Raw genomic sequence first — 19,766 nt, 5'->3', positions numbered from 1 at the left:
TTTCTCGTAAATTGCTTCCCATGTCAGAAGAAATCGTTATCTTTGCAATATCAATTCATATGGTATGGCGAAGAGAATATGTATTATTGCTGGTGCAAGACCAAATTTTGTTAAGGTTTCACCACTAGTCCGGGCTATTGAGAGACATCCTAGTGCTGAATGTATGCTTATTTATGCCGGACGGGCTGATGACCCAACTCTGGAAGATTCTCTTTTTGATGATCTTCAGATGCCGCGACCACAATATTTCTTGGATGTAGACAGTACGAGTCTCAACGAGATTACGAGTCGTGTGATGGCTACCTTCGACAGATTTCTTGATGAGCATCCTGTTGATGTAGTAATTGTTGTTGATGATCTTGCCTCTACGATGGCCGCCGCTATCGTTACAAAGAAAAGAGGCATACGTCTAGCCCACCTGGTCGCCGGCACCCGTTCATTTGATATCAATATGCCTAAAGAGATCAACCGTCTGGTTATTGATGCGCTCAGCGATGATCTTTTCACTGCAGGTGTCCGTAGTACAGGTATCGCTACTCGAGAACAGTCGGAGAATTCGCAAACCTACTTGGTGGGAAATATTCTTATGGATACGTTGCGATACAATTATGATAGATTCAAGAAACCAGTCTCTCTGCCGGATTTGTCGGAAGGACAATACATTGTGTTTACACTCAATCGGCGTGCGTTGATAGCTGACAAAGAGAACCTCGCAAGAATGGTTCATGCGATGGTGGCTGCTGCCGGAGACGTACCTGTTATAGCGCCATTACGAGGAAATGCTCGTAAGGCAGTTGAGGAAATGAATGAAAAAGTTCGTATTGTCAATCCGTTAAGTTACTTGGAGTTCGGATGGCTTACTTCCCATGCAAAAGGCGTTATCACGGATTCTGGTAATGTGGCAGAAGAAGCAACATTCAACAGCGTGCCATGTATCACGCTCAACAACTATACGGAACATCAGGAGACGGTAACTATTGGTTCTAATGTGTTGGTCGGCGAAGATGCAGAGAAGCTCCGTGAATCTGTGGGTCAGATGGTTAAGGGTGAGTGGAAGAAATGTGCTCTGCCAGATCGATGGGATGGACGTACCGCAGAACGTATCGTACAAATATTGGTATAGATAATATCTGAAAAATTAGAGTTGATAGTTGTTATAGCTATCAACTCTAAAAATATAATTCAATAATTCTCTGCCTTAACCTGGAAGTAAGCTTGGGCATGGTTGCATACAGGGCATTCCTCTGGTGCTTTCTTACCAATAACGATATGTCCACAGTTAGAACACTGCCAAATAACGTCATGATCCTTTGAGAACACACACTCGTTCTTGATGTTATCAAGTAACTTGCGATAGCGCTCTTCGTGCTCTTTTTCGATTTTACCAACACCTTCGAACTTATCGGCTATTTCGTCGAAGCCTTCCTCACGAGCTTCCTTGGCCATCCGGGCATACATGTCTGTCCATTCAAAGTTCTCACCATTGGCGGCATCTTCCAGATTGTCGATGGTACCACTGATTTTTCCACCATTCAGATACTTATACCACAATTCGGCATGTTCTTTTTCATTGGCTGCTGTCTCCTCAAATATCTTGGAAATCTGGACATAGCCGTCTTTTTTGGCCTTTGAAGCGAAAAAAGTGTATTTGTTACGTGCTTGTGACTCACCTGCGAAAGCCTCCTGCAGGTTCTTCTCTGTCTTTGTTCCTTTCAAACTCTTCATAATTGTACTCCGTTTAATTTTAGTAAATGATGTGTCTACAAAGATACAAAAAGAAAACGAAAAACAAAATGAATTAAAGTTTTTTTTGATAGTTAAACTCCCTTCTATATCAAATGGCGTTCAATAGCTGTGCGTACCATTGCTGCACTATTGCTGCAGCCAAGTTTTTGACGGATGTACTTGGTGTAGCTGTGTATGGTCTCAAAGCCAAGACAAAGTCTATCTGCAATTTCTTTTTGGGTCAGTCCTGCCACAATCAGACGTAGGATTTCCAATTCGCGTTTGGTTAGCTCAGGTGGCGCCTCGCCATGACCTATCATCAGTTCCTGTGCTTCCTTGCAAATGTAGATGTCACCTTTGGCAACGACCATGATCCCATCTGTCAATTCGTCTGCTTCGGAATTTTTTAGAATGTAGCCATCTGCTCCATTATCCATAGCACGTTGTATGACTGCTGGTTCAGCATAACTTGTGACAACAATGATGCGCATTGACGGGTGAACATCTGTAAACATCTTGATCGCGTCAATGCCGTCGCCATCAGGCATGGCCACGTCTACCAGAAGAATGTCGGGTTTATGAGTGGCCAATAGCGATATGGCCATGCTGATACTATTGGCGATGGCTATGACCTCGATCTTTTGGCATGCACCGATAATCTTTGCTACACCTTCGGCCACTAACTGATGGTCGTCGACAATGATGACGCGGATCATACTATGTTATTATTAATGTCGTTTAACGGGGGCAAATATACTTTATTTTTTTCAATTTAGCAACCCCCCAATTGTGGGTTTTTACAAGTTTGTATCTCAATGTTGATCTCTGTGCCTTCTCCAGGCTTTGAGTAAATGTCAAGTTTTCCGCCAATGGCATCTACACGCTCTCTGATATTACGGAGCCCACAGCCACCATTACATTCATCTGTTGATAATCGTCCATTGCCATCGTCGCTGACGTTAATTGCAGTATAGTCTTCATCTGCAATGAGTTGTACGAAAATATGTTCGGCGTTGGCACTTTTCACGGCATTGTTCACCAATTCATAAACGATGCAGTAGATCACCTCTTCATACATCTTGTCAAGACGTTGTTCTTCCCCAGAGAAACTGAATTTGACGTTTTTCAACGTCCTACAGTAATCGCGCAGTGCGGTGCGCAAACCGTATCGACTGAGAGAGTCGGGTAGTAAGTGGTGTGAAATGTTGCGCATCTCCCGAATTGCATCATCTGTGAGCTTGGCACCGTTGGAGTCAGGTGACAATGTATGCTTGATACTTGTCAGAACGCCCCCGAGCCGATCATGTAAATCTCTTGCAAGTCGTACGCGTTCACCGATTTCTCCGTTGAGCTTTGCTTGAATGAGAGCGGTTCTCCGTTTCAGTTTGAGTCCTCGCCAGAGAAGGAAAAAAGTCGTGGCTGTAAGCAGTAGCACAAGTGTCGTCAGAATACCTCCCCAGAGAAACCATCGTTTCTCTCGTGTCAATTGCAGAATCTCTGATTCCTTCTTCTTAGTCTCATAGAGTACCTCTGTCTGACTAAGGGCGCTCTGATAATGCTCTGTGGCGAATCGTTCCATAGTAGTACGTACCTTTTTTATATAAAGGCAGGCTTTTTCCTTGTCTCCGAGTTGTGTGTATATATTAGCTAATGTCTCATAACCGTCAGCATCGGAATAGGTCGCCTCGCTATCATTCTCATGTATAGACTTTAGAGCATAATCCAGAGCCTGTTGCCATCGCTTTTCTTTCATAGCCACCATCGCGGCGGCACCATAGACATCGCATCGTGTTTCTGTGCCAACTCTGTCATTGATGAGACTGAGGGCTTCATGAGCATATTTTCTTGCCAGATTAAGATTCTCATGTCCCTCCATTAAATACATCTTAACCATCGAGGAAAGAGTCTCAGGGTAATCGTTTGTCTCTTCGTAACTGTGAGCATGATAATAACGATAGGCGGGTAATAGCGTTTCCTTGGCCTTATCGTAAAGGCCTTTGCCTATATAAATCTTGACCAACCCCTTTCTAGGCAAGAACATCATCAAAGAGTCGCCAGACTGTGTGCCTTTTTCTATGGCAAGTAAGTATTCCTTTTCTGCTTTCTCATCGTTGCCCATTGACAGCCATAATTCCGCAGAATTATGGTGGAGTATGCATTGGCTCTGCAACCATCCGTTTTTCTCGAAAATCGTCAGCGCCTTTTGATACCATTCAATAGCTATCAATGCTTGGTCCTGTATATTGTATAGATTACCAAGTGCACCATAAATCTGTGATCGATTATCATCGATGGTACTTGCTGTATAGCGTTTGTCATTGACCATCGAGTCTGTCAGGGATAAAGCCCATTTGAAGTATTGCTCTGCTTCCTTCCATCGGTCCTGCCCGTAATATTGTAATCCTAGGTGATAGAGAACTCTCTCTCTGGCATTCTTGCTGTCAAGTTGATAGGAAAGCGCTAATGCCTTACGACAATAATCATTGTGCATTCTCGTATCTTTTCCCAGATAACCACGTATCAGTTCCATGTAACAACTCATTAGATCGTTACCTTTTGGAGGGGTCTTGCTATTAAGTAGTGCCTCTACAGAATCTACTTTTGTATAGCGATGATCTGTGTAAGCAGCAGCAGACAGTGTTGACAATAGGCACAGCAACCACATAGTCGTTGCTGTTTTGATGGTTGTTAAGGTAATTGATTTTGTCATAGGCATATAGTCATAATTATGTTCTCACATATTTCATTTGCAAAGATATTCTTTTTTTTCAATATAAAATCTACTTTATATGAAAAAACCCCAATTGGGGTGTTGCGATTTCTAAAATAATTGTTTATATTTGCACCCAGAAGAGAAAGAGAACAAACAATTTATTAATCCTTTTAAAACAAATAGCTTATGAAGAAACTATTGATGATGGCATGTATGATGCTGTGTAGTACCACTATGTTTGCAGAACAGGGCGACAAGGCATTTGGCGTAAATCTGAACTACGGCCTGCATTCTGACTACAAGAATCTTGGCCTGGGCGTGAAAGGCCAGTATGAGTTTATTGATAATGTCCGCGGAGAGGCATCTTTCAACTATTATCTGAAAAAGGACAATGTCTCGATGTGGGAACTTAATGCCAATGTGCATTATCTGTTCCATATAACAGATCAGGTGACACTTTATCCGTTGGCAGGACTGACTATGCTTACAGCGAAGGTTGAGGCGGCAGATTTTGGAGGCATCAAGACGAGCGCTAGTGATACGAACATAGGCTTGAATCTCGGTGCTGGTATTGAGTATCCGCTGAGCGATACTGTCAAACTGAATGGCGAGATCAAGTATCAAATCGTCAACGACTTTGACAGACCGGTAATTTCTGTCGGTCTTACGTTCGCATTATAAGTTTAGTATTGTTATTATAGGGGCGTGTCTGTTGAGATACGCCCCTATCTGTTAAAATTCCCCCATTTGGGGAATTGCATAATTCAGATGGATTGCGTAACTTTGCCCTTAGATTTGTTTATTCACTTAAAACCAACAATCACATGATGAAAAGATTAGTATTTTTGTTGATGGTGATGGCGTCATTTGCTGTCAACGCCGATGCGCAGGGATTCCTGAAAAGATTGAAGGAAAAAGCAATTAATGCTGCAGAAAATGCTGTGGAACGTAAGGTGGAACGTAAAGTTGACCGTGAGACTGAGGATGCAATGGATGAGGTGCTTGATGGAAAGAAAACCAAGTCGAGCAAAAAGTCAGATAGAACAAGGAATGACGATGTAGATGATGGAGTCGATGATTATCAGAATGACACAAAAAACGTCAAGAGTGATTTCGTGCGTGGCTCAGTGATTATGTTTGAGGATGACTTTGCAAATGAGCAAGTTGGCGAGTTTCCTTCGAAGTGGGATCTCGTTAGAGGTAGTGCTGAGGTGGCTGTCATCAATGGTACAAAATGTATTGAGATGGATAAGCACGACTGTTGGTTATCTCCGCTAGTCAAAGGAGGTGTTAAGAACTATCTGGGCGATGTTTTTACCATTGAATATGATATGTTGTATGATGACAGGCAGAAAGATGGTGCATCTTCTGTAGAACTTGACATTATGCATGAGACATCGTCTCGTGATAATGAATTGTTTACAATTGAGTATTGGTTAGGAGACGATAAACAGACTTTTAATTGTAATTACTGCCTGACTTCAGAACAGAGTTTTACGCACAAAGAAGGCCATGCAAGTTCTCAGGGGGGGACGTATAATGACGGACGCTGGCATCATTATGCTCTCTCGTTCAACAAGCGTGCCGTTAAGTTCTATGTTGATGGTAGACGTGTAATCAATGTCCCGAATGCCAAACCTGGTGCAGGATGGATAACATGGTTCAGTAGAGGAGGAAGTCATCATACCTATATGAAGAATGTTGTTATTGCTAAAGGTGCTGTTGAACTTTATGAACGTAATGCAACTGATATTGATGCAAAGATCGCTGCCGTCGAGAAAGCCATTGCGGAGACGGGCAAGTTTGTAACAAACAACATCTTGTTTGAAACTGGCAAAGCGACGTTGATGCCAGAGTCGTTGGCAGAAATCCAGAAGATAGCTGATTACATGAAAAAGAATCCTTCTGTGCGCTTCGAGGTGCAGGGGCATACGGACAATCAAGGTTCTGACAAGGTGAATGACCCTCTTTCTCAGCAACGTGCCGAGGCAGTTGTTAAGGCTCTTGAGGGAATGGGCTGTGATGCCTTTAATCTTCGTGCAGTTGGTAAGGGCTCACATGAACCTGTCGCTGATAATTCAACTGATGTTGGGCGTGCCAAGAACCGCAGAGTAGAGTTTATTAAAAAGTAATATCTGGAATCAAATAAATTAATAGACTATGAGTAATCTGCAAGAGAGTTTTGAGGAGAAATTCTCAACCATTAACAACACTGTGGATACGACCTCAGAGTATGATCCGCAGGACATCGAGGAAAACAAATTCATGGCTATCCTTGCCTATTTCGGCATTCTGGTCATTATTCCCATCTTGGCTGCCAAAGATTCGAAATTTGCGCGTTTCCATTCTAACCAAGGACTAATCCTCTGTATTACTGCCATTCTTTATTCTTTGGCATACCAAATCTTTGCAGGTGTCATTATTTCCATCTCTTATCATCTATCATGGATGGTTGGCATCGTGGGATTATTGGGAGTCGTTCTCCTCATTTGGTTCATCATTGGTATTGTCAATGCCAGTAAAGGGCGCGCCAAAGAATTACCTTTCATTGGCCATTTCAAACTTCTGAGAGTGTAATGATACCTTGCTATGTATAATTAAAAACTGAGATTTTATATGAAAAGAGTATATTTTTCTTTAATGGTAATAGCTGCTGTATTTAGTAGTTGTGGTTCAAAGCCCGGAGGAAATACCTCAAGTAATGATTCTAACGATTCAGGCCTTGCAGAAGGTAAGTGGCCTGCAGCTATATATGATAAGTATGGTATCCCGGAGATAGAGACGAAGGGCAGAATCGTATATACAAATTTCTCAGGAGATGACGATTCTTACCAGTATCAGGTTTTTTATAATGGTGTGACCAAAGAAGAGATGCAAACCTGGGTGAAGGTGTTGAAGGAAAAAGGCTTTAGAGTTCCGAAGTACACGCAGGAACGCATCGATGCCGGCCACAGAGATTATGATGCCTTCCTATATCAGAAAGAGCCGCAGAAAGATAAACGTCTGAGAATGCAGTTCGATTTTGATACCCCAATGTCATTCGAATACTATGCTGATGAGCCTAATCCTGCCTATGAGGTGGTGGAGCGTGATGGCGAACAGTACATTGATTATAATTTCACGGTATCGCTCAACCCATTGAAGGACAAGGTCGAGATGGCAGGAGCCATTGAGGCATTAACCTTGAAGGCTGATGAAATGGCAGGCATTCCTGGAGTTAGGGTGGTTCGTATGTCAGATAGTCAGATGGGACCAAGCATGGATGTGAGCTTCTATAGCGACCATCAGTTGACGAAGGAGAGCATTGAGGGCGTGCATAAAAAGGTGCTTGAAGTGCTGACGGCTAAAGGGTGCAAGTTCCAGCATGCATTTAGTGGCAAGGAAATGACTCCGGAAGAATTGGCTGCCAATGGTATTCACAGCTATGGTGTGACGTTAAACGATCAGAAGTTCCTCATGATGACCATCTCCGATGATCGTGTTGGCGACTTCGGCGGTAGCATCAAATTCATGTTCAACAAATCAAGAAAATAGGAATTAAACCGTAATCTCGCCACGAAGACTTTGTCCCATCAGGCGACGTATGGTGTCGGGATCATCTGGATAATGTGACTGCAAGAACATGAGTTTCGTGACGGCCGATTCAACGGTCTGATCATAACCACTCACGACTCCGGCTTCCTGTAGATGGAAGCCGCAGTCGTATCTGCTCATCTCGACGGCTCCCTGCATGCATTGGCTGATGTTCACAATTACCTTGCCGTTGCGTGTTCCTTCTCGAAGGGCTTTCAACAGCCACGGTGATTGCGGTGCATTACCACTACCGAAGGTGCGCATGACAATGGCCTTCAGGTTGGGGGTGTGGATGATATGACGAATCAGGTCTTCACGGATACCAGGGAATAGTGAGAAAATAATCACGTTGTTGTCAAGACGAAAGTGTGGGGTCATGGGTTTCTCCCAGTCTGGTTTTAGCATTCGTTCACGGTGGTAGGTAATGTTTACCCCTGCATTGACAAGGTGGGGGTAGTTGAAGGACTCGAAAGCGTTGAACTCCTCAGCACTCTGTTTGGTGGTACGGTTTCCACGTAACAGATGACCGCCGAAGTAGATTCCTACTTCTGGTACCATGGCGTGCCCCTCCTCATCTCTGGCAGTGGCAATCTCTACCGCTGTAATCAGATTCTCTTTTCCGTCTGTCCTCAACTGACCGATAGGTAGCTGTGATCCCGTGATGATGACAGGCTTAGTCAGATTCTCGAGCATATAGGAGAGTGCCGATGCTGTATATGCCATCGTGTCTGTACCGTGGAGTACGATAAAGCCGTCATAGTCGTTGTAGTGGTCGGCAATGCAATGGCTGAGGTCTGTCCAATGACGTGGTGACATGTCGCTGGAGTCAATCGGCGGGTCAAACTGATAAGTGTCTATCTGTGTGTCGAACTGCTTGAGTTCTGGTACGTTATATAGGAGGTGCTCGAAATCGAAAGGCTCTAACGCACCAGTGTGGGGGTTGCGGTTCATGCCGATGGTGCCTCCTGTATAGATGAGAAGGACTTTGCTGCGGTATGTCATTGTTTTCGTTATTTTTCTGCAAAGATAGAGAAAGTTTCGGAGAATTATTCGTAACTTTGCAGAAAATTTTAAAAACGAAATCTAAAACAAAAGAAGATGAAACAGTTCAATGACGATAATTTCGTGCTAGAGACTCAGGTCGCTCAGGACTTGTACCACAACCATGCGGCAAAGATGCCAATTATTGATTACCATTGTCACCTTAATCCGGAGATGGTGGCCAACGATCATCAGTTCAAGAGTATCACGGAACTATGGCTTGGAGGCGATCACTACAAATGGCGTGCTATGCGCACTAATGGTGTGGATGAACGCTATTGTACCGGCAAGGAAACCAGTGATTGGGAAAAGTTCGAGAAATGGGCCGAGACAGTGCCATATACTTTTCGTAACCCTCTTTATCATTGGACACACTTGGAATTGAAAACAGCTTTCGGCATTACAAAATTACTCTCGCCAGAGACTGCTCGTGAGATTTTTGATGAGTGTAACGAGAAATTGAGACAGCCAGATTTTTCTGCTCGTGGTTTGATGAAGCACTATCATGTAGAGTGTGTCTGTACTACAGATGATCCTGTGGACGATCTGCACAATCACATCGCGTATGCCAAAAGCAAGGCCACTGATGATCCCATCATGATTCCTGCATGGCGTCCTGACAGGGCAATGAATATTGAGAAACCCGACTTCCCGAAATATGTGGAAAAGTTGGCTGAAGTCAGCGGTGTTAGTATTACGAAGTTCGCTGATATGGTTGATGCTTTGCAGAAACGTCATGATTTCTTTGCCGCCCATGGCTGTAAGCTCTCCGATCATGGTCTTGAGGAGTTTTATGACGAGGACTATACCGACTCTGAGATTGAGACGATCTTCGAGAAAGCCATGCGTGGTCTGTCCCTGTCGGACCTGGAAGTGCGGCAGTTCAAAAACTGCTTCCTGACGGTGATGGGCGAGATGGATGCTGATGCCGACTGGACACAGCAATACCATTACGGTGCCATCCGTGACAATAATACCGCGATGTACAACCAGATAGGCGCTGATACAGGCTTCGACTCTATCGGTGAGTTCAATACAGCCAAGGCCATGTCCGCGTTCCTGAATAAGTTGAATACGAAGGGGAAACTCACACGTACCATCATTTATACGTTGAATCCGTGTGCCAATGAGATGATTGCCACGATGCTGGGCAACTTCCAGGGCGGTGAACCCGGGAAGATCCAGTTTGGTTCCGGCTGGTGGTTCAATGACCAGATGGATGGAATGGTACGGCAGATGAATGCCCTCTCCGTACTTGGCTTGCTGAGCCGTTTCGTAGGTATGCTCACTGACAGCCGCTCTTTCCTGAGTTATCCGCGTCATGAGTATTTCCGCCGTATCCTCTGTAACCTTCTTGGTAATGATGTAGAGAAAGGTCTGCTGCCAAATGATCAGAAGATCCTGGGACGTATGGTAGAGGATATCAGTTATCATAACGCACGACGTTATTTTAAGTTCTACTAAGATCATATGAGATATAATAGTGGGTATAACCGTGAAGGCGACTATGAGCATCTGACCGTAAAGGAACCGATGCCGTTGCTGGATTTCCTGTTGGTAAATGTGAAGCAGTCGAGATCGAAGATCAAGGCTACCCTGCAGGGTAGGGGAATTAAGGTCGATGGGAAGACCGTCAGTCAGTTCGATTTCCCTTTACAGCCTGGCATGAAGGTCGCAGTGAGCAAGACGAAACGCAACCAGATGGGATTCAAGAGCCGCTATGTGAAGATTGTCTATGAGGATCGTTGGTTGATCGTCGTCGAAAAGGCTATCGGCATTCTGTCGATGGCTGCAGGGCACTCCTCGCTGAACGTGAAGTCGGTGCTTGATGATTACTTCAAGAAATCGCGTCAGAAATGTACGGCGCATGTGGTGCATCGTCTGGATAGAGACACCAGTGGATTAATGGTCTATGCGAAGGATATGGAGACGGAGCAGATTCTTGAGCACAATTGGCACGACATCGTCTATGACCGTCGTTATGTTGCTGTTTGTTCCGGTGAGATGGAGAACGATGAGGGAACGATTGCCAACTGGTTGAAAGACAATAAGGCATATGTTACCTACTCGTCGCCTGTCGACAATGGTGGAAAGTATGCGGTGACCCATTATCATGTGATGGATCGAACGACAGAGCACTCACTCATAGAGTTCAAGTTAGAGACGGGCCGGAAGAATCAGATTCGTGTTCATTCGGCAGATATGGGACATCCTGTATGTGGAGATCCGAAGTATGGCAATGGTGACGACCCACTGCACCGCCTTTGCCTGCATGCTTGGCTCCTTTGTTTCCACCATCCGGTGACGGGTGAACCGATGGAGTTTGAGACACCCGTGCCGACCGCATTCAGAAAACTATTTAAGTAAATGGAGGGTATCGGATACTATTTGTTTGTCCTAGCAGCGATTATCGTGGGCTTCTTGGTTGTGAAGAAGGTCGCGTCGTGTCTTATCAAGACGGCTGTCATGATATTGTTGGTAACTGCGTTGGCTGTGATTTACTATCTGTATTTCAGGTAGACTCCTCGGTAAAGATTCTCTCGAATGCTTCACGCAGCTTGTCGGGTTGTGTAATTAGATTGCGTAACTCGTTGAGTTTTATGGCATTGGGTGAATTCGGAATCCAAAGGCGTATGTACCCGTCTTTTGAATACTTGTTGTCCAGATGTTCCTTGAATCGCTGCCATTGCCCCTCCTTGTCCAGTTCAGGGTAGTTGCTCAGCCCGTATTGGATGGTGCGACGAATGACAATCTGTGTGTCAATGTCACGGTCGGCCTCAGCAACAATCTTTCCGTAGATGCTTCTGGGAGCACGACTGGCAGAGGCTCGATGGTCCTCTACTGCCTCTTTCATGATCTTAATCTGTTCTGGGGAAAACCATTTTCTTAGTCTGGTATCAGCAGCTAGGATTTTTCCACCACGTATATGGTGGTCTGCCCGATGCCCACACATCCCCAGGTCATGATAAGCTGCAATGGCGTAGGCCATATTAATGTCTGCTCCAGTGGTCTTCACCAGTTCCATGGAACGTCGGATGACACGCGTGACATGTTCCATGTTATGGGCACGGTCGAAGGAAGCATACTGGGGGAGAATCTGAGTTTCAATAAACTCCACAAGATCCAAACTTGGTGTGTTTGCGAGCATAAAAAGTAATGATTATTTTTGCAAATGTACGATTTTCTATTTACTTTTGCAAGAAAAAACAGAAAATAGTGATGGAAGAGACACGAATAAAGACCAATTCCGTGAGAGCGTGGCTACTTGCTGCTCGTCCGAAAACTCTCTCAGGCGCTGCCGTACCCGTGATGATTGGTGGAACCCTTGCATATGTTGATGCTCCTTTATATGGGGATGATGTGTTCGGATGGTCGGCTGTGATTCTGTGCCTTTTGTTCTCTTTTGCTATGCAGATTGATGCTAACTTCATCAATGATTTCTTTGACTTTGCCAATGGTACTGATGATGTGGAGACTCGCTTGGGACCGCGACGTGCCTGCGCCCAGGGTTGGGTGACGCTTGACATGATGAAAAAGGCGATAGCGATTACGACATGCCTGGCATGTGTGATCGGTTTACCGTTGGCCTGGTATGGTGGTCTGGAGATGATACTTGTCGGGATACTGTGCGTTGTGTTTGCTTTCCTGTATACGACATTCTTTTCTTATCAGGGATTAGGTGATATCCTAGTACTGCTTTTTTTTGGGATCGTACCCGTTTGCTGTACATACTACGTACAGTTACATACCCTTACATGGGAGGTCTTTCTTGCATCTGTGGCATGTGGCTTGGTGATAGATGCATTACTGATCGTGAACAATTTCCGTGATCGCGATAATGACCAACAAGTTGGGAAGAAAACCCTGATCGTACATCTTGGACCTGATCTTGGTCTTCGCTTGTATTTGGGCGTGGGTCTTGGAGCCTTGATTCTGGGGACAGCGTTTTGGGCGAACGGTCATCTGCTGGCATTCCTATTCCCTTTCTTCTATTTCATCCTTCATGTCTTCACCTTCTTAAAGATCAAGCGTATCTATCAAGGAAAAGCGCTGAATCTCTGCTTAGGAGAAACAGCGCGTAATATCTTTATTTACGGATTATGTGTGTGCGTCGGCCTACTACTGGTCTGATGCTTTAATTGTAGAAATTCCAAGAGACTCCGAAGTGGAGGACGGAACCATTGGTGGGGTAGTGGGGAGTAAGGAACTTCATGTGGTTACCAGAACCGTTGTTCACGTGACTCATCATCACGAAGAAACGTACACCTTTAAGTACCATGTTCGCATAGACATCCACAAAAGGATATCCGCCTAGTTCCACCTGGCTGTTCTTGTTTTGCTGTATAGCAAACTGATTGATGGCCGGGCAGAAGTCTGGTGCATAATATTTACTGAAGTAGGTCGCATCGGCTCCAAGTTCCACACCAAGTACTTTCGCTATCTTGAACTTCAAGTACAGGTTGGAGAAGATGTTCCAAGTCGGCAGGGGCAGAACATCTGACTTGTTGCAGTCCTGATAGGTGATGATGTTTTCCCAATGAACGGGACCAATATGGAAGTCCTGATGCAGTTGAGCGGTAATCAGGTTGATATGGTCGGACTCCTGATATATTCCAGCCGTCATGTTAGTACGTTTGTCCTTGGTGGCATCATAACTCATCCCATAGTAAGTGTAGTCTTTTATCTCATCGATGGCTACACGAAGCTTGGTGTTTGTCTTTGGATAGCTGAAGACGCCTTCCAGATGGGTACGCTTCTCGGCGGACAAGTCATCCTCTTTATCCCACCAAAGATGTTTGGAATGGTATTTGGCTTGGAAGAAGGCTGGGTAAATCTTATGGAAATAAGCATTGGCAGCCAGTTGCACGGTATCACCAAAGAGTGGGAAATTCAGGTCGGTACTGAAGTCAAGCGTTAACTGCTTGGCATTGGGGCCGGCAATCCACGCTTCTAGGCCTGCGTTGAAGTGTAAAGTCTTTCCTTGTGTCTTACTAAGTTGGGCTCCAATACTGAGGTCACCTTCCGTCCATTTACTCTGGCTGATAATGCCGTTGACGGTGTCGGGGAGTTGATAACTACAATAATCGTAGGTGATGAATCCTTTGAGGCCTGCTTTCACATATTTGTTGAAACCTTCTAACAGGGCTAAAGCGAAGGTGTTCTTCGCCTGCATGTGCTTTGTTTGATCATAGATGGAATCGTTACCGTATCTGATTCCTCGTTCATAATATCTGTTGAGATAATAGTCGGTAGGCGTGTCGTATGCTTGGTAGATATGGCGATAGTTGTGCCATTCTAACGTGTGAATGAAACTGGTGACGGGTACATACTCCCGTTTCATGGTGGCATCAATGGAATCTTGCATGGCCTGTAAACGGTTCAGACTGTCAATGGCAGCTTGACCTTCGACTTTGATACGGGTACTGTCAACCGCCACAGCTATAGAGTCTACCTTCGGCTCTGCTCCCATGATGCGGGCACCGTCCGGTCGACCACTATGACGCTTTTCCTGTTTTGTTCCGCCCTTCCTGTTCTTGTCTTCTCCTCTGTCTGCCATCTTGAGTTCCTTTTCCTGCTTTGATTCCATGGCGAACTGTCTGGCTTTCAGCTCCTCGTCAGTCATCTTTACTTTCCGGTAGAAACCAATGTTATATCGGTGACTCAAGAAAAGATGTTGGTGGTCGTTACGGTTCCAGTTCTGTGACAGGATTGTCGGGATTTCATTTTCAGAATAGCTGTCTTGGAAAGACTCTGGATGAGTGATATATTCGTCGTTGGTGATACCGCCATTCTCTGCCGCCTTCTGATGACTGGTCGTGAACAGTGCATGCATTTGGTATCTGTCACCGATATAAGAGCTAAAGAGCGTACTGTTGAAATGTGAAATGTTCTGGTTGCTGAAATAGCCCCTTGCGTACTCGTAGTCCAGGTCAAAGCCGAAACTAAGGCGCTTGTTGGCATTCACAGCAAACTTTGCATCGATGTGATCCTCACCATTGGTTTTGTCACCACAGTTGTCATAGAGGATGTTTGTAAATGGCGATAATGTATTGATGAATAAAAAATCTTCTGGACGTTTAAGCGCAAAACTGTATGGCTGGGTGAAGACAAAGTTCTCGGTGTCATGGCGGTTGATGAAGATACGACTCAGGCGCGGGGTATAATTGCTTCCTGTGCTGTTGTATTCTCCATACATGCCGCTATTGAAGGTGGAATTCATGAATAGATGAGGCACTGTGTCGGGGGTGGCTGGTATGACATCACCAAACCTCCTGTCAACGGTCCATACATATAGTCCCTTGGGAATTTCCTTGTGTTGCGTCGTGTCGTTATTGTGCTTGTTGAAGTTCCTGTTTTCGCTGCGTTCTGTGATATTACCCATCTCGTCAATCTGGTTGTAGGTATCCTGGGCCATGACGTGTGTCAGTGCCGGCAGCATCAGAAGTATGAGTGTCAGTCTTGCTTTCATTTAATCATCCTCATCGCAGATTCCGTAATCTTGACGCACATGGCCAAAAGGATGATGTACAACCCTCTCATGTGTGTCATTTCGTTTTTCGATAGGAACATAATCACTCCGATCACAGCCATGACCATGAAGATAATGTTCAGCCAGTTGCGTATTTGTTTTTTGTTCATTTGCTTTCGTTTAGTATGGTCTCAAATTTATTGAATATGAAATCTTTACGATCAATAGTCTTGCGACGGAACTTTCCCGAGATGGGATAAAGTTTTGTGCGCTTCTTGTTCACGGCATACTTGTCTGTAATCCACTCTTCTGCACGGTAGCGGATGGGTTTTCTTTCAACGTCATAATCGTAGAAGATATTTGTCATCTTGATTTCTGCCTTCCCGTCAGTACAGTTTACGAGAATTCGGAAATTGAACTTCGTCTGGTCTAGGGAGAGAGACACACTTTTGAAAACCAACCATTCATGGAAGACAGCTCCTAACTGGTGAAGAACAGAGTCCTGCAATGCAACTCTGCTGTATTCTAATTGATTGGCCTCTTTGGTCATCTTTGTCAACTGCTTGAGTAGAATGTGATATATCTGATCTGCTGTCTTCCCTGGAGCCTCGATAATGGTCTTAAAGCATACTTTTCCATCGCTGACGGGAATCGCATCGGGACTCAGGTATTTCGCATCTGGATTTTCTACGGGCTCTTGCTCGATTTTCTCCCATGTGTTGTCTTGCGCTGAAGCAGCCAACGGCACTAGCATGATGATGACAAAGAATAATTTTCTCATATTTATCATGATTATCTCGATTTTCTCGGCAAAATTACGAATTCTTATTCGATATCTTGGTACCTAATACTTATTCTTTTGATTTTTTCACTTTTTTACTTCATTTCTTCCCTACTTCATCTCCAGTTCTTTCTGTAGGCGAATAACCTCATCACGGTATTGTGCGGCCTGGAGGAAATCGAGGTTCTTGGCAGCCTCCTTCATGAGGCGCGTGACCTCCGCAATGCTCTTTTCCAGTTGAGGCCTGGTCATCCGTTCAATAATAGGATCTGCAGCGATGTCCATGTCAGTACCAGAAACTAACAGGGCTCGTCGTAATTCCCTGACATCCGGTCGATTCTCCTGTGTCAAAGACATTTCACTGGTATTCTTTACAATCTGTTTCGGGGTGATGCCGTGTGTCTCGTTATAATGGATCTGCTTCTCTCGGCGACGAAGGGTCTCGTCAATAGTCTGATGCATGGATGCCGTGATGGTGTCAGCATACATGATGACCTTACCATTTACATTACGAGCAGCTCGTCCCGCTGTCTGTGTAAGACTGCGGTGACTGCGCAGGAACCCTTCCTTGTCAGCGTCGAGAATTGCAACGAGGGATACTTCTGGGAGATCAAGACCTTCTCGGAGAAGATTGACACCAACAAGAACGTCATATTCGCCTTTTCGTAAACTTGCAAGAATCCTAACTCGGTCGAGCGTTGCAACGTCGCTATGTATATATGCTGTCTTTACACCATGGTTCAACAAATACTCGCTCAGTTCTTCTGCCATGCGCTTGGTGAGTGTTGTCACCAAAACACGCTCATTCCGATGAGTACGCGTCAGTATCTCGTCCATCAGATCGTCAATCTGATTTTCGCTGGGGCGTACTTCTATCTCTGGGTCAAGTAGGCCGGTGGGACGAATCACTTGCTCAACAACGATACCCTCTGCCTCGGCTAACTCAAAGTCGGCGGGGGTGGCACTGACGTAAATCACTTGGTTGATTTCCTGTTGGAACTCTTCGAAACGGAGTGGACGATTATCAAAAGCGGCAGGTAGTCTGAAACCGTATTCAACTAGATTGCTCTTTCTGCTGCGGTCACCGCCGTACATAGCACTTAGTTGTGGTACACTGACATGACTCTCGTCGATGAACAAAAGATAGTCTTTGGGGAAGAAATCAAGCAAGCAGTAGGGGCGTTCTCCAGCTTTTCGACCATCAAAATAACGACTGTAGTTCTCTATACCTGAACAATGCCCCAACTCTTTAATCATTTCCATGTCGTATTCGACACGTTCCTTGATGCGCTGAGCCTTAATCGGGTCACCGATGCTCTCAAAGAATTCCACTTGTTTCGTGAGGTCATCTTGAATATCATGTATAGCGATATTCGTCTGTTCTTGGGATGTCATGAATAGATTAGCTGGATAAAGCTTATATTCTTCGAAACGGGCAAGATGATCGTAGCTGACGGCATCCACTTCTTCGATGGCATCTATTTCGTCATCCCAGAATGTGATTCGTAATACGACTTCGCTGTAGGCCATGAAAATATCTACGGTATCTCCCTTCACCCGAAAATGGCCACGTTGCAGATCAAGATCGTTTCGAACATAGAGAGACTGTACTAGTTTTCTTAACAAAGCGTTGCGATCTATCTTCTGTCCGACATGTAGCTCAATCACATTCTCTTGCAAAGCAACAGGGCTACCCATACCATATATACACGAAACAGACGATACAACAATAACGTCGTTTCTTCCTGAAAGTAAGTTTGATACGGCTGATAATCTGAGACGATCTATTTCGTCGTTGATAGCAAGATCTTTCTCAATATAGGTGTCTGTGGTCGGCAGATATGCCTCAGGTTGATAATAGTCATAATAGCTGACATAATACTCGACTGCATTTTGTGGGAAAAAGCCTTTCATTTCCTCATACAGCTGGTGTGCTAATGTCTTGTTGTGACTGAGGATCAGAGTAGGACGGTTGCGATTGGCAATCACATTGGCCATTGTAAAGGTCTTGCCTGATCCGGTTACACCCAGCAATACTTGTGAACGGTCACCACGCTCAAGGCCTTCCGTTAGTTGACGAATGGCTTCGGGCTGGTCGCCCGTTGGTTGGTAACTGGATTCTAATATGAATTTTCCCATAATAAAGTGCAAAGATAGTTAATTTTGCTCATAAAGGACGCAAAGAACACGAAAAATCAATAATTTTTTGTATCTTTCGTATCCTGAGTGGATTTTTTTTATTAATTTTGCACCCCGTATGAAGAGATGTGTCGTTATACTGTCATGTGCAGCCATGCTGATGTGCGGCTGTGCCTCGGAATTCAACAGCGTTTATAAGTCTGCTGATATGGACTACAAGTACGAGTATGCTAAAGAGTGCTTTGCTCGTAATAAGTTCCAGCAGGCCATCACGCTACTGGAAGAATTGGTTACTATCAAAAAAGGTTCCGATGAAGCGCAGGAGTGCCTGTACATGCTAGCGATGGCACAATACTGCAATTCTGATTTCGAGGCTGCATCTGAGACTTTTAAGAAGTATGGTTCAAGTTATCCTCGGGGCACTTATGCAGAATCGGCTGCCTTTTATGTCGGACAGTCACTCTATCAGAGTGCGCCGGAACCGCGTTTGGATCAGTCACCGACCAATGGCGCTATTACAGCGTATCAGCAGTTCATGGATCAATACCCAGATTCAAAGCTTCGTCCTCAGGCTCAGGAACGTCTCTATGAACTATATGATAAACTCATTCAGAAAGAGTATCTGTCTGCAGAGCTTTATTACAATCTGGGTGGTTATTTTGGTAATATCAATTCCAACGAGGAGAGCAACTATACGTCGTGCATTATTACTGCGCAAAATGCGTTGAAGAATTATCCTTATTGTAGTTTGCGTGAGGATTTCATGTTGCTGATCATGAAGAGTAAGTTTGAACTTGCGGAGAATAGTTCTGAGGAAAAGCGACTGGATCGCTATCGTGAGGCGGAGGATGAGTGCTATGGCTTCCTTAACGAATTCCCAGAATCCAAGAATGCTGCTATAGCAGAGAAGTTTATTGCAAAATGTAAGAAAGTTATTAAGGACTAATATAGAGAACAGTAATTGTAAATAGTAAATACGCAATGGATTACAAGAAATCAAAAGCACCGGTGAATACCGTGACCCGTAACATTATGGACCTCTGCCGTGATACAAATAATATCTATGAGAGTGTAGCTATTATTTCTAAGAGGGCTAACCAGATTAGTGTTCAGATCAAGGAAGACCTGAGCAAGAAGTTGGCAGAGTTCGCCTCATATAACGACTCTCTGGAGGAGGTGTTCGAGAACCGTGAGCAGATAGAGATCTCTCGTTATTACGAGAAGTTACCCAAGGCAACACTTCTGGCTACACAGGAGTTTGTTGAGGATAAGGTCTACTGGCGTGATCCGTCTCGTGACAATGTTGTTGCAGAGAGCTAATTCCA

19 protein-coding genes are annotated in these 19,766 nt (G+C 44.7%); 10 read left to right on the top strand and 9 right to left on the bottom strand.

Annotated features, from left to right (window positions below):
* Positions 1 to 64 precede the first annotated feature (64 nt).
* Positions 65 to 1,123: a non-hydrolyzing UDP-N-acetylglucosamine 2-epimerase gene (gene wecB, locus BMY63_RS02900; protein WP_091899660.1), complete on the top strand. Its 1,059-nt coding sequence runs from the start codon at positions 65 to 67 to the stop codon at positions 1,121 to 1,123.
* 59 nt (positions 1,124 to 1,182) lie between these two features.
* Here wecB and rbr read toward each other — a convergent pair whose 3' ends face one another.
* From rbr to BMY63_RS02885, 3 genes are all read right to left on the bottom strand, one after another.
* A complete protein-coding gene (gene rbr / locus BMY63_RS02895; protein ID WP_091899659.1) occupies positions 1,183 to 1,725 on the bottom strand; it encodes a rubrerythrin in 543 nt (180 codons plus the stop codon).
* Positions 1,726 to 1,829: 104 nt separating this feature from the next.
* Positions 1,830 to 2,441 carry a response regulator transcription factor gene (locus tag BMY63_RS02890; RefSeq protein WP_091899658.1) on the bottom strand — a complete coding sequence of 204 codons (612 nt, stop codon included), beginning with the start codon at positions 2,439 to 2,441 and terminating at the stop codon, positions 1,830 to 1,832.
* 56 nt (positions 2,442 to 2,497) lie between these two features.
* Positions 2,498 to 4,267 (bottom strand): tetratricopeptide repeat-containing sensor histidine kinase, encoded by a 1,770-nt coding sequence (locus BMY63_RS02885; protein WP_176771016.1) that lies wholly within the window; start codon positions 4,265 to 4,267, stop codon positions 2,498 to 2,500.
* Between the two features lie 357 nt (positions 4,268 to 4,624).
* Between BMY63_RS02885 and BMY63_RS02880 the strand changes: the two genes are divergently transcribed.
* The 4 genes from BMY63_RS02880 (at position 4,625) to BMY63_RS02865 (ending at position 7,972) form a co-directional block, all read left to right on the top strand.
* A complete protein-coding gene (locus BMY63_RS02880; protein WP_091914610.1) occupies positions 4,625 to 5,119 on the top strand; it encodes an outer membrane protein in 495 nt (164 codons plus the stop codon).
* A gap of 143 nt (positions 5,120 to 5,262) precedes the next feature.
* Entirely contained in the window at positions 5,263 to 6,570 is a 1,308-nt protein-coding gene (locus BMY63_RS12445) for an OmpA family protein (RefSeq protein WP_091899655.1), read from the top strand.
* 28 nt (positions 6,571 to 6,598) lie between these two features.
* The gene (locus tag BMY63_RS02870) at positions 6,599 to 7,015 is read left to right on the top strand and encodes a magnetosome magnetite crystal formation protein family (protein ID WP_091899654.1); all 417 of its coding nucleotides are present in this window, start codon (positions 6,599 to 6,601) and stop codon (positions 7,013 to 7,015) included.
* Positions 7,016 to 7,078: 63 nt separating this feature from the next.
* A complete protein-coding gene (locus tag BMY63_RS02865) occupies positions 7,079 to 7,972 on the top strand; it encodes a hypothetical protein (RefSeq protein ID WP_091899653.1) in 894 nt (297 codons plus the stop codon).
* A 3-nt stretch (positions 7,973 to 7,975) separates the two neighbouring features.
* On the opposite strand, the gene BMY63_RS02860 is transcribed toward BMY63_RS02865, so the two are convergent.
* Positions 7,976 to 9,013 carry an asparaginase gene (locus BMY63_RS02860; protein ID WP_091914609.1) on the bottom strand — a complete coding sequence of 346 codons (1,038 nt, stop codon included), beginning with the start codon at positions 9,011 to 9,013 and terminating at the stop codon, positions 7,976 to 7,978.
* Between the two features lie 96 nt (positions 9,014 to 9,109).
* Between BMY63_RS02860 and uxaC the strand changes: the two genes are divergently transcribed.
* On the top strand, positions 9,110 to 10,516 hold the full coding sequence (uxaC, locus tag BMY63_RS02855; protein WP_091914608.1) for a glucuronate isomerase: 1,407 nt from the start codon (positions 9,110 to 9,112) through the stop codon (positions 10,514 to 10,516).
* 6 nt (positions 10,517 to 10,522) lie between these two features.
* Positions 10,523 to 11,419 carry an RluA family pseudouridine synthase gene (locus BMY63_RS02850; protein WP_091899650.1) on the top strand — a complete coding sequence of 299 codons (897 nt, stop codon included), beginning with the start codon at positions 10,523 to 10,525 and terminating at the stop codon, positions 11,417 to 11,419.
* Positions 11,420 to 11,564: 145 nt separating this feature from the next.
* On the opposite strand, the gene BMY63_RS02845 is transcribed toward BMY63_RS02850, so the two are convergent.
* Positions 11,565 to 12,200, bottom strand: coding sequence for an HD domain-containing protein (locus BMY63_RS02845; RefSeq protein ID WP_091914606.1), 636 nt, complete (start codon positions 12,198 to 12,200; stop codon positions 11,565 to 11,567).
* 71 nt (positions 12,201 to 12,271) lie between these two features.
* Between BMY63_RS02845 and menA the strand changes: the two genes are divergently transcribed.
* Positions 12,272 to 13,183 (top strand): 1,4-dihydroxy-2-naphthoate octaprenyltransferase, encoded by a 912-nt coding sequence (gene menA, locus BMY63_RS02840; protein ID WP_091899938.1) that lies wholly within the window; start codon positions 12,272 to 12,274, stop codon positions 13,181 to 13,183.
* Between the two features lie 4 nt (positions 13,184 to 13,187).
* Here the strand turns inward: menA and BMY63_RS02835 are convergent, their stop codons facing one another.
* The 4 genes from BMY63_RS02835 to uvrB all read right to left on the bottom strand — a co-directional run bounded on the left by BMY63_RS02835 (position 13,188) and on the right by uvrB (position 18,441).
* On the bottom strand, positions 13,188 to 15,521 hold the full coding sequence (locus BMY63_RS02835) for a putative porin (protein WP_091914604.1): 2,334 nt from the start codon (positions 15,519 to 15,521) through the stop codon (positions 13,188 to 13,190).
* Positions 15,518 to 15,691, bottom strand: a complete 174-nt coding sequence (locus BMY63_RS12270) for a hypothetical protein (protein WP_176771015.1) — start codon at positions 15,689 to 15,691, stop codon at positions 15,518 to 15,520. Before BMY63_RS12270 ends, BMY63_RS02835 begins: the two co-directional genes overlap by 4 nt.
* A complete protein-coding gene (locus BMY63_RS02830) occupies positions 15,688 to 16,302 on the bottom strand; it encodes a DUF4468 domain-containing protein (protein WP_177178363.1) in 615 nt (204 codons plus the stop codon). The genes BMY63_RS12270 and BMY63_RS02830 overlap by 4 nt, the downstream gene beginning before the upstream one ends.
* A 111-nt stretch (positions 16,303 to 16,413) precedes the next feature.
* Positions 16,414 to 18,441, bottom strand: a complete 2,028-nt coding sequence (gene uvrB, locus BMY63_RS02825) for an excinuclease ABC subunit UvrB (RefSeq protein ID WP_091914600.1) — start codon at positions 18,439 to 18,441, stop codon at positions 16,414 to 16,416.
* Positions 18,442 to 18,559: 118 nt separating this feature from the next.
* Between uvrB and BMY63_RS02820 the strand changes: the two genes are divergently transcribed.
* Positions 18,560 to 19,387, top strand: coding sequence for an outer membrane protein assembly factor BamD (locus BMY63_RS02820; RefSeq protein ID WP_091914598.1), 828 nt, complete (start codon positions 18,560 to 18,562; stop codon positions 19,385 to 19,387).
* Positions 19,388 to 19,422: 35 nt separating this feature from the next.
* Positions 19,423 to 19,761, top strand: a complete 339-nt coding sequence (locus tag BMY63_RS02815; RefSeq protein WP_091914596.1) for a DNA-directed RNA polymerase subunit omega — start codon at positions 19,423 to 19,425, stop codon at positions 19,759 to 19,761.
* The last annotated feature ends 5 nt before the right edge of the window (positions 19,762 to 19,766 follow it).

The organism is Prevotella aff. ruminicola Tc2-24 (genome assembly GCF_900110895.1).
Lineage (GTDB): Bacteria > Bacteroidota > Bacteroidia > Bacteroidales > Bacteroidaceae > Prevotella.
Note: the sequence above shows the minus strand (reverse complement) of the source record. Positions and strands in the feature narration are given on the sequence as shown.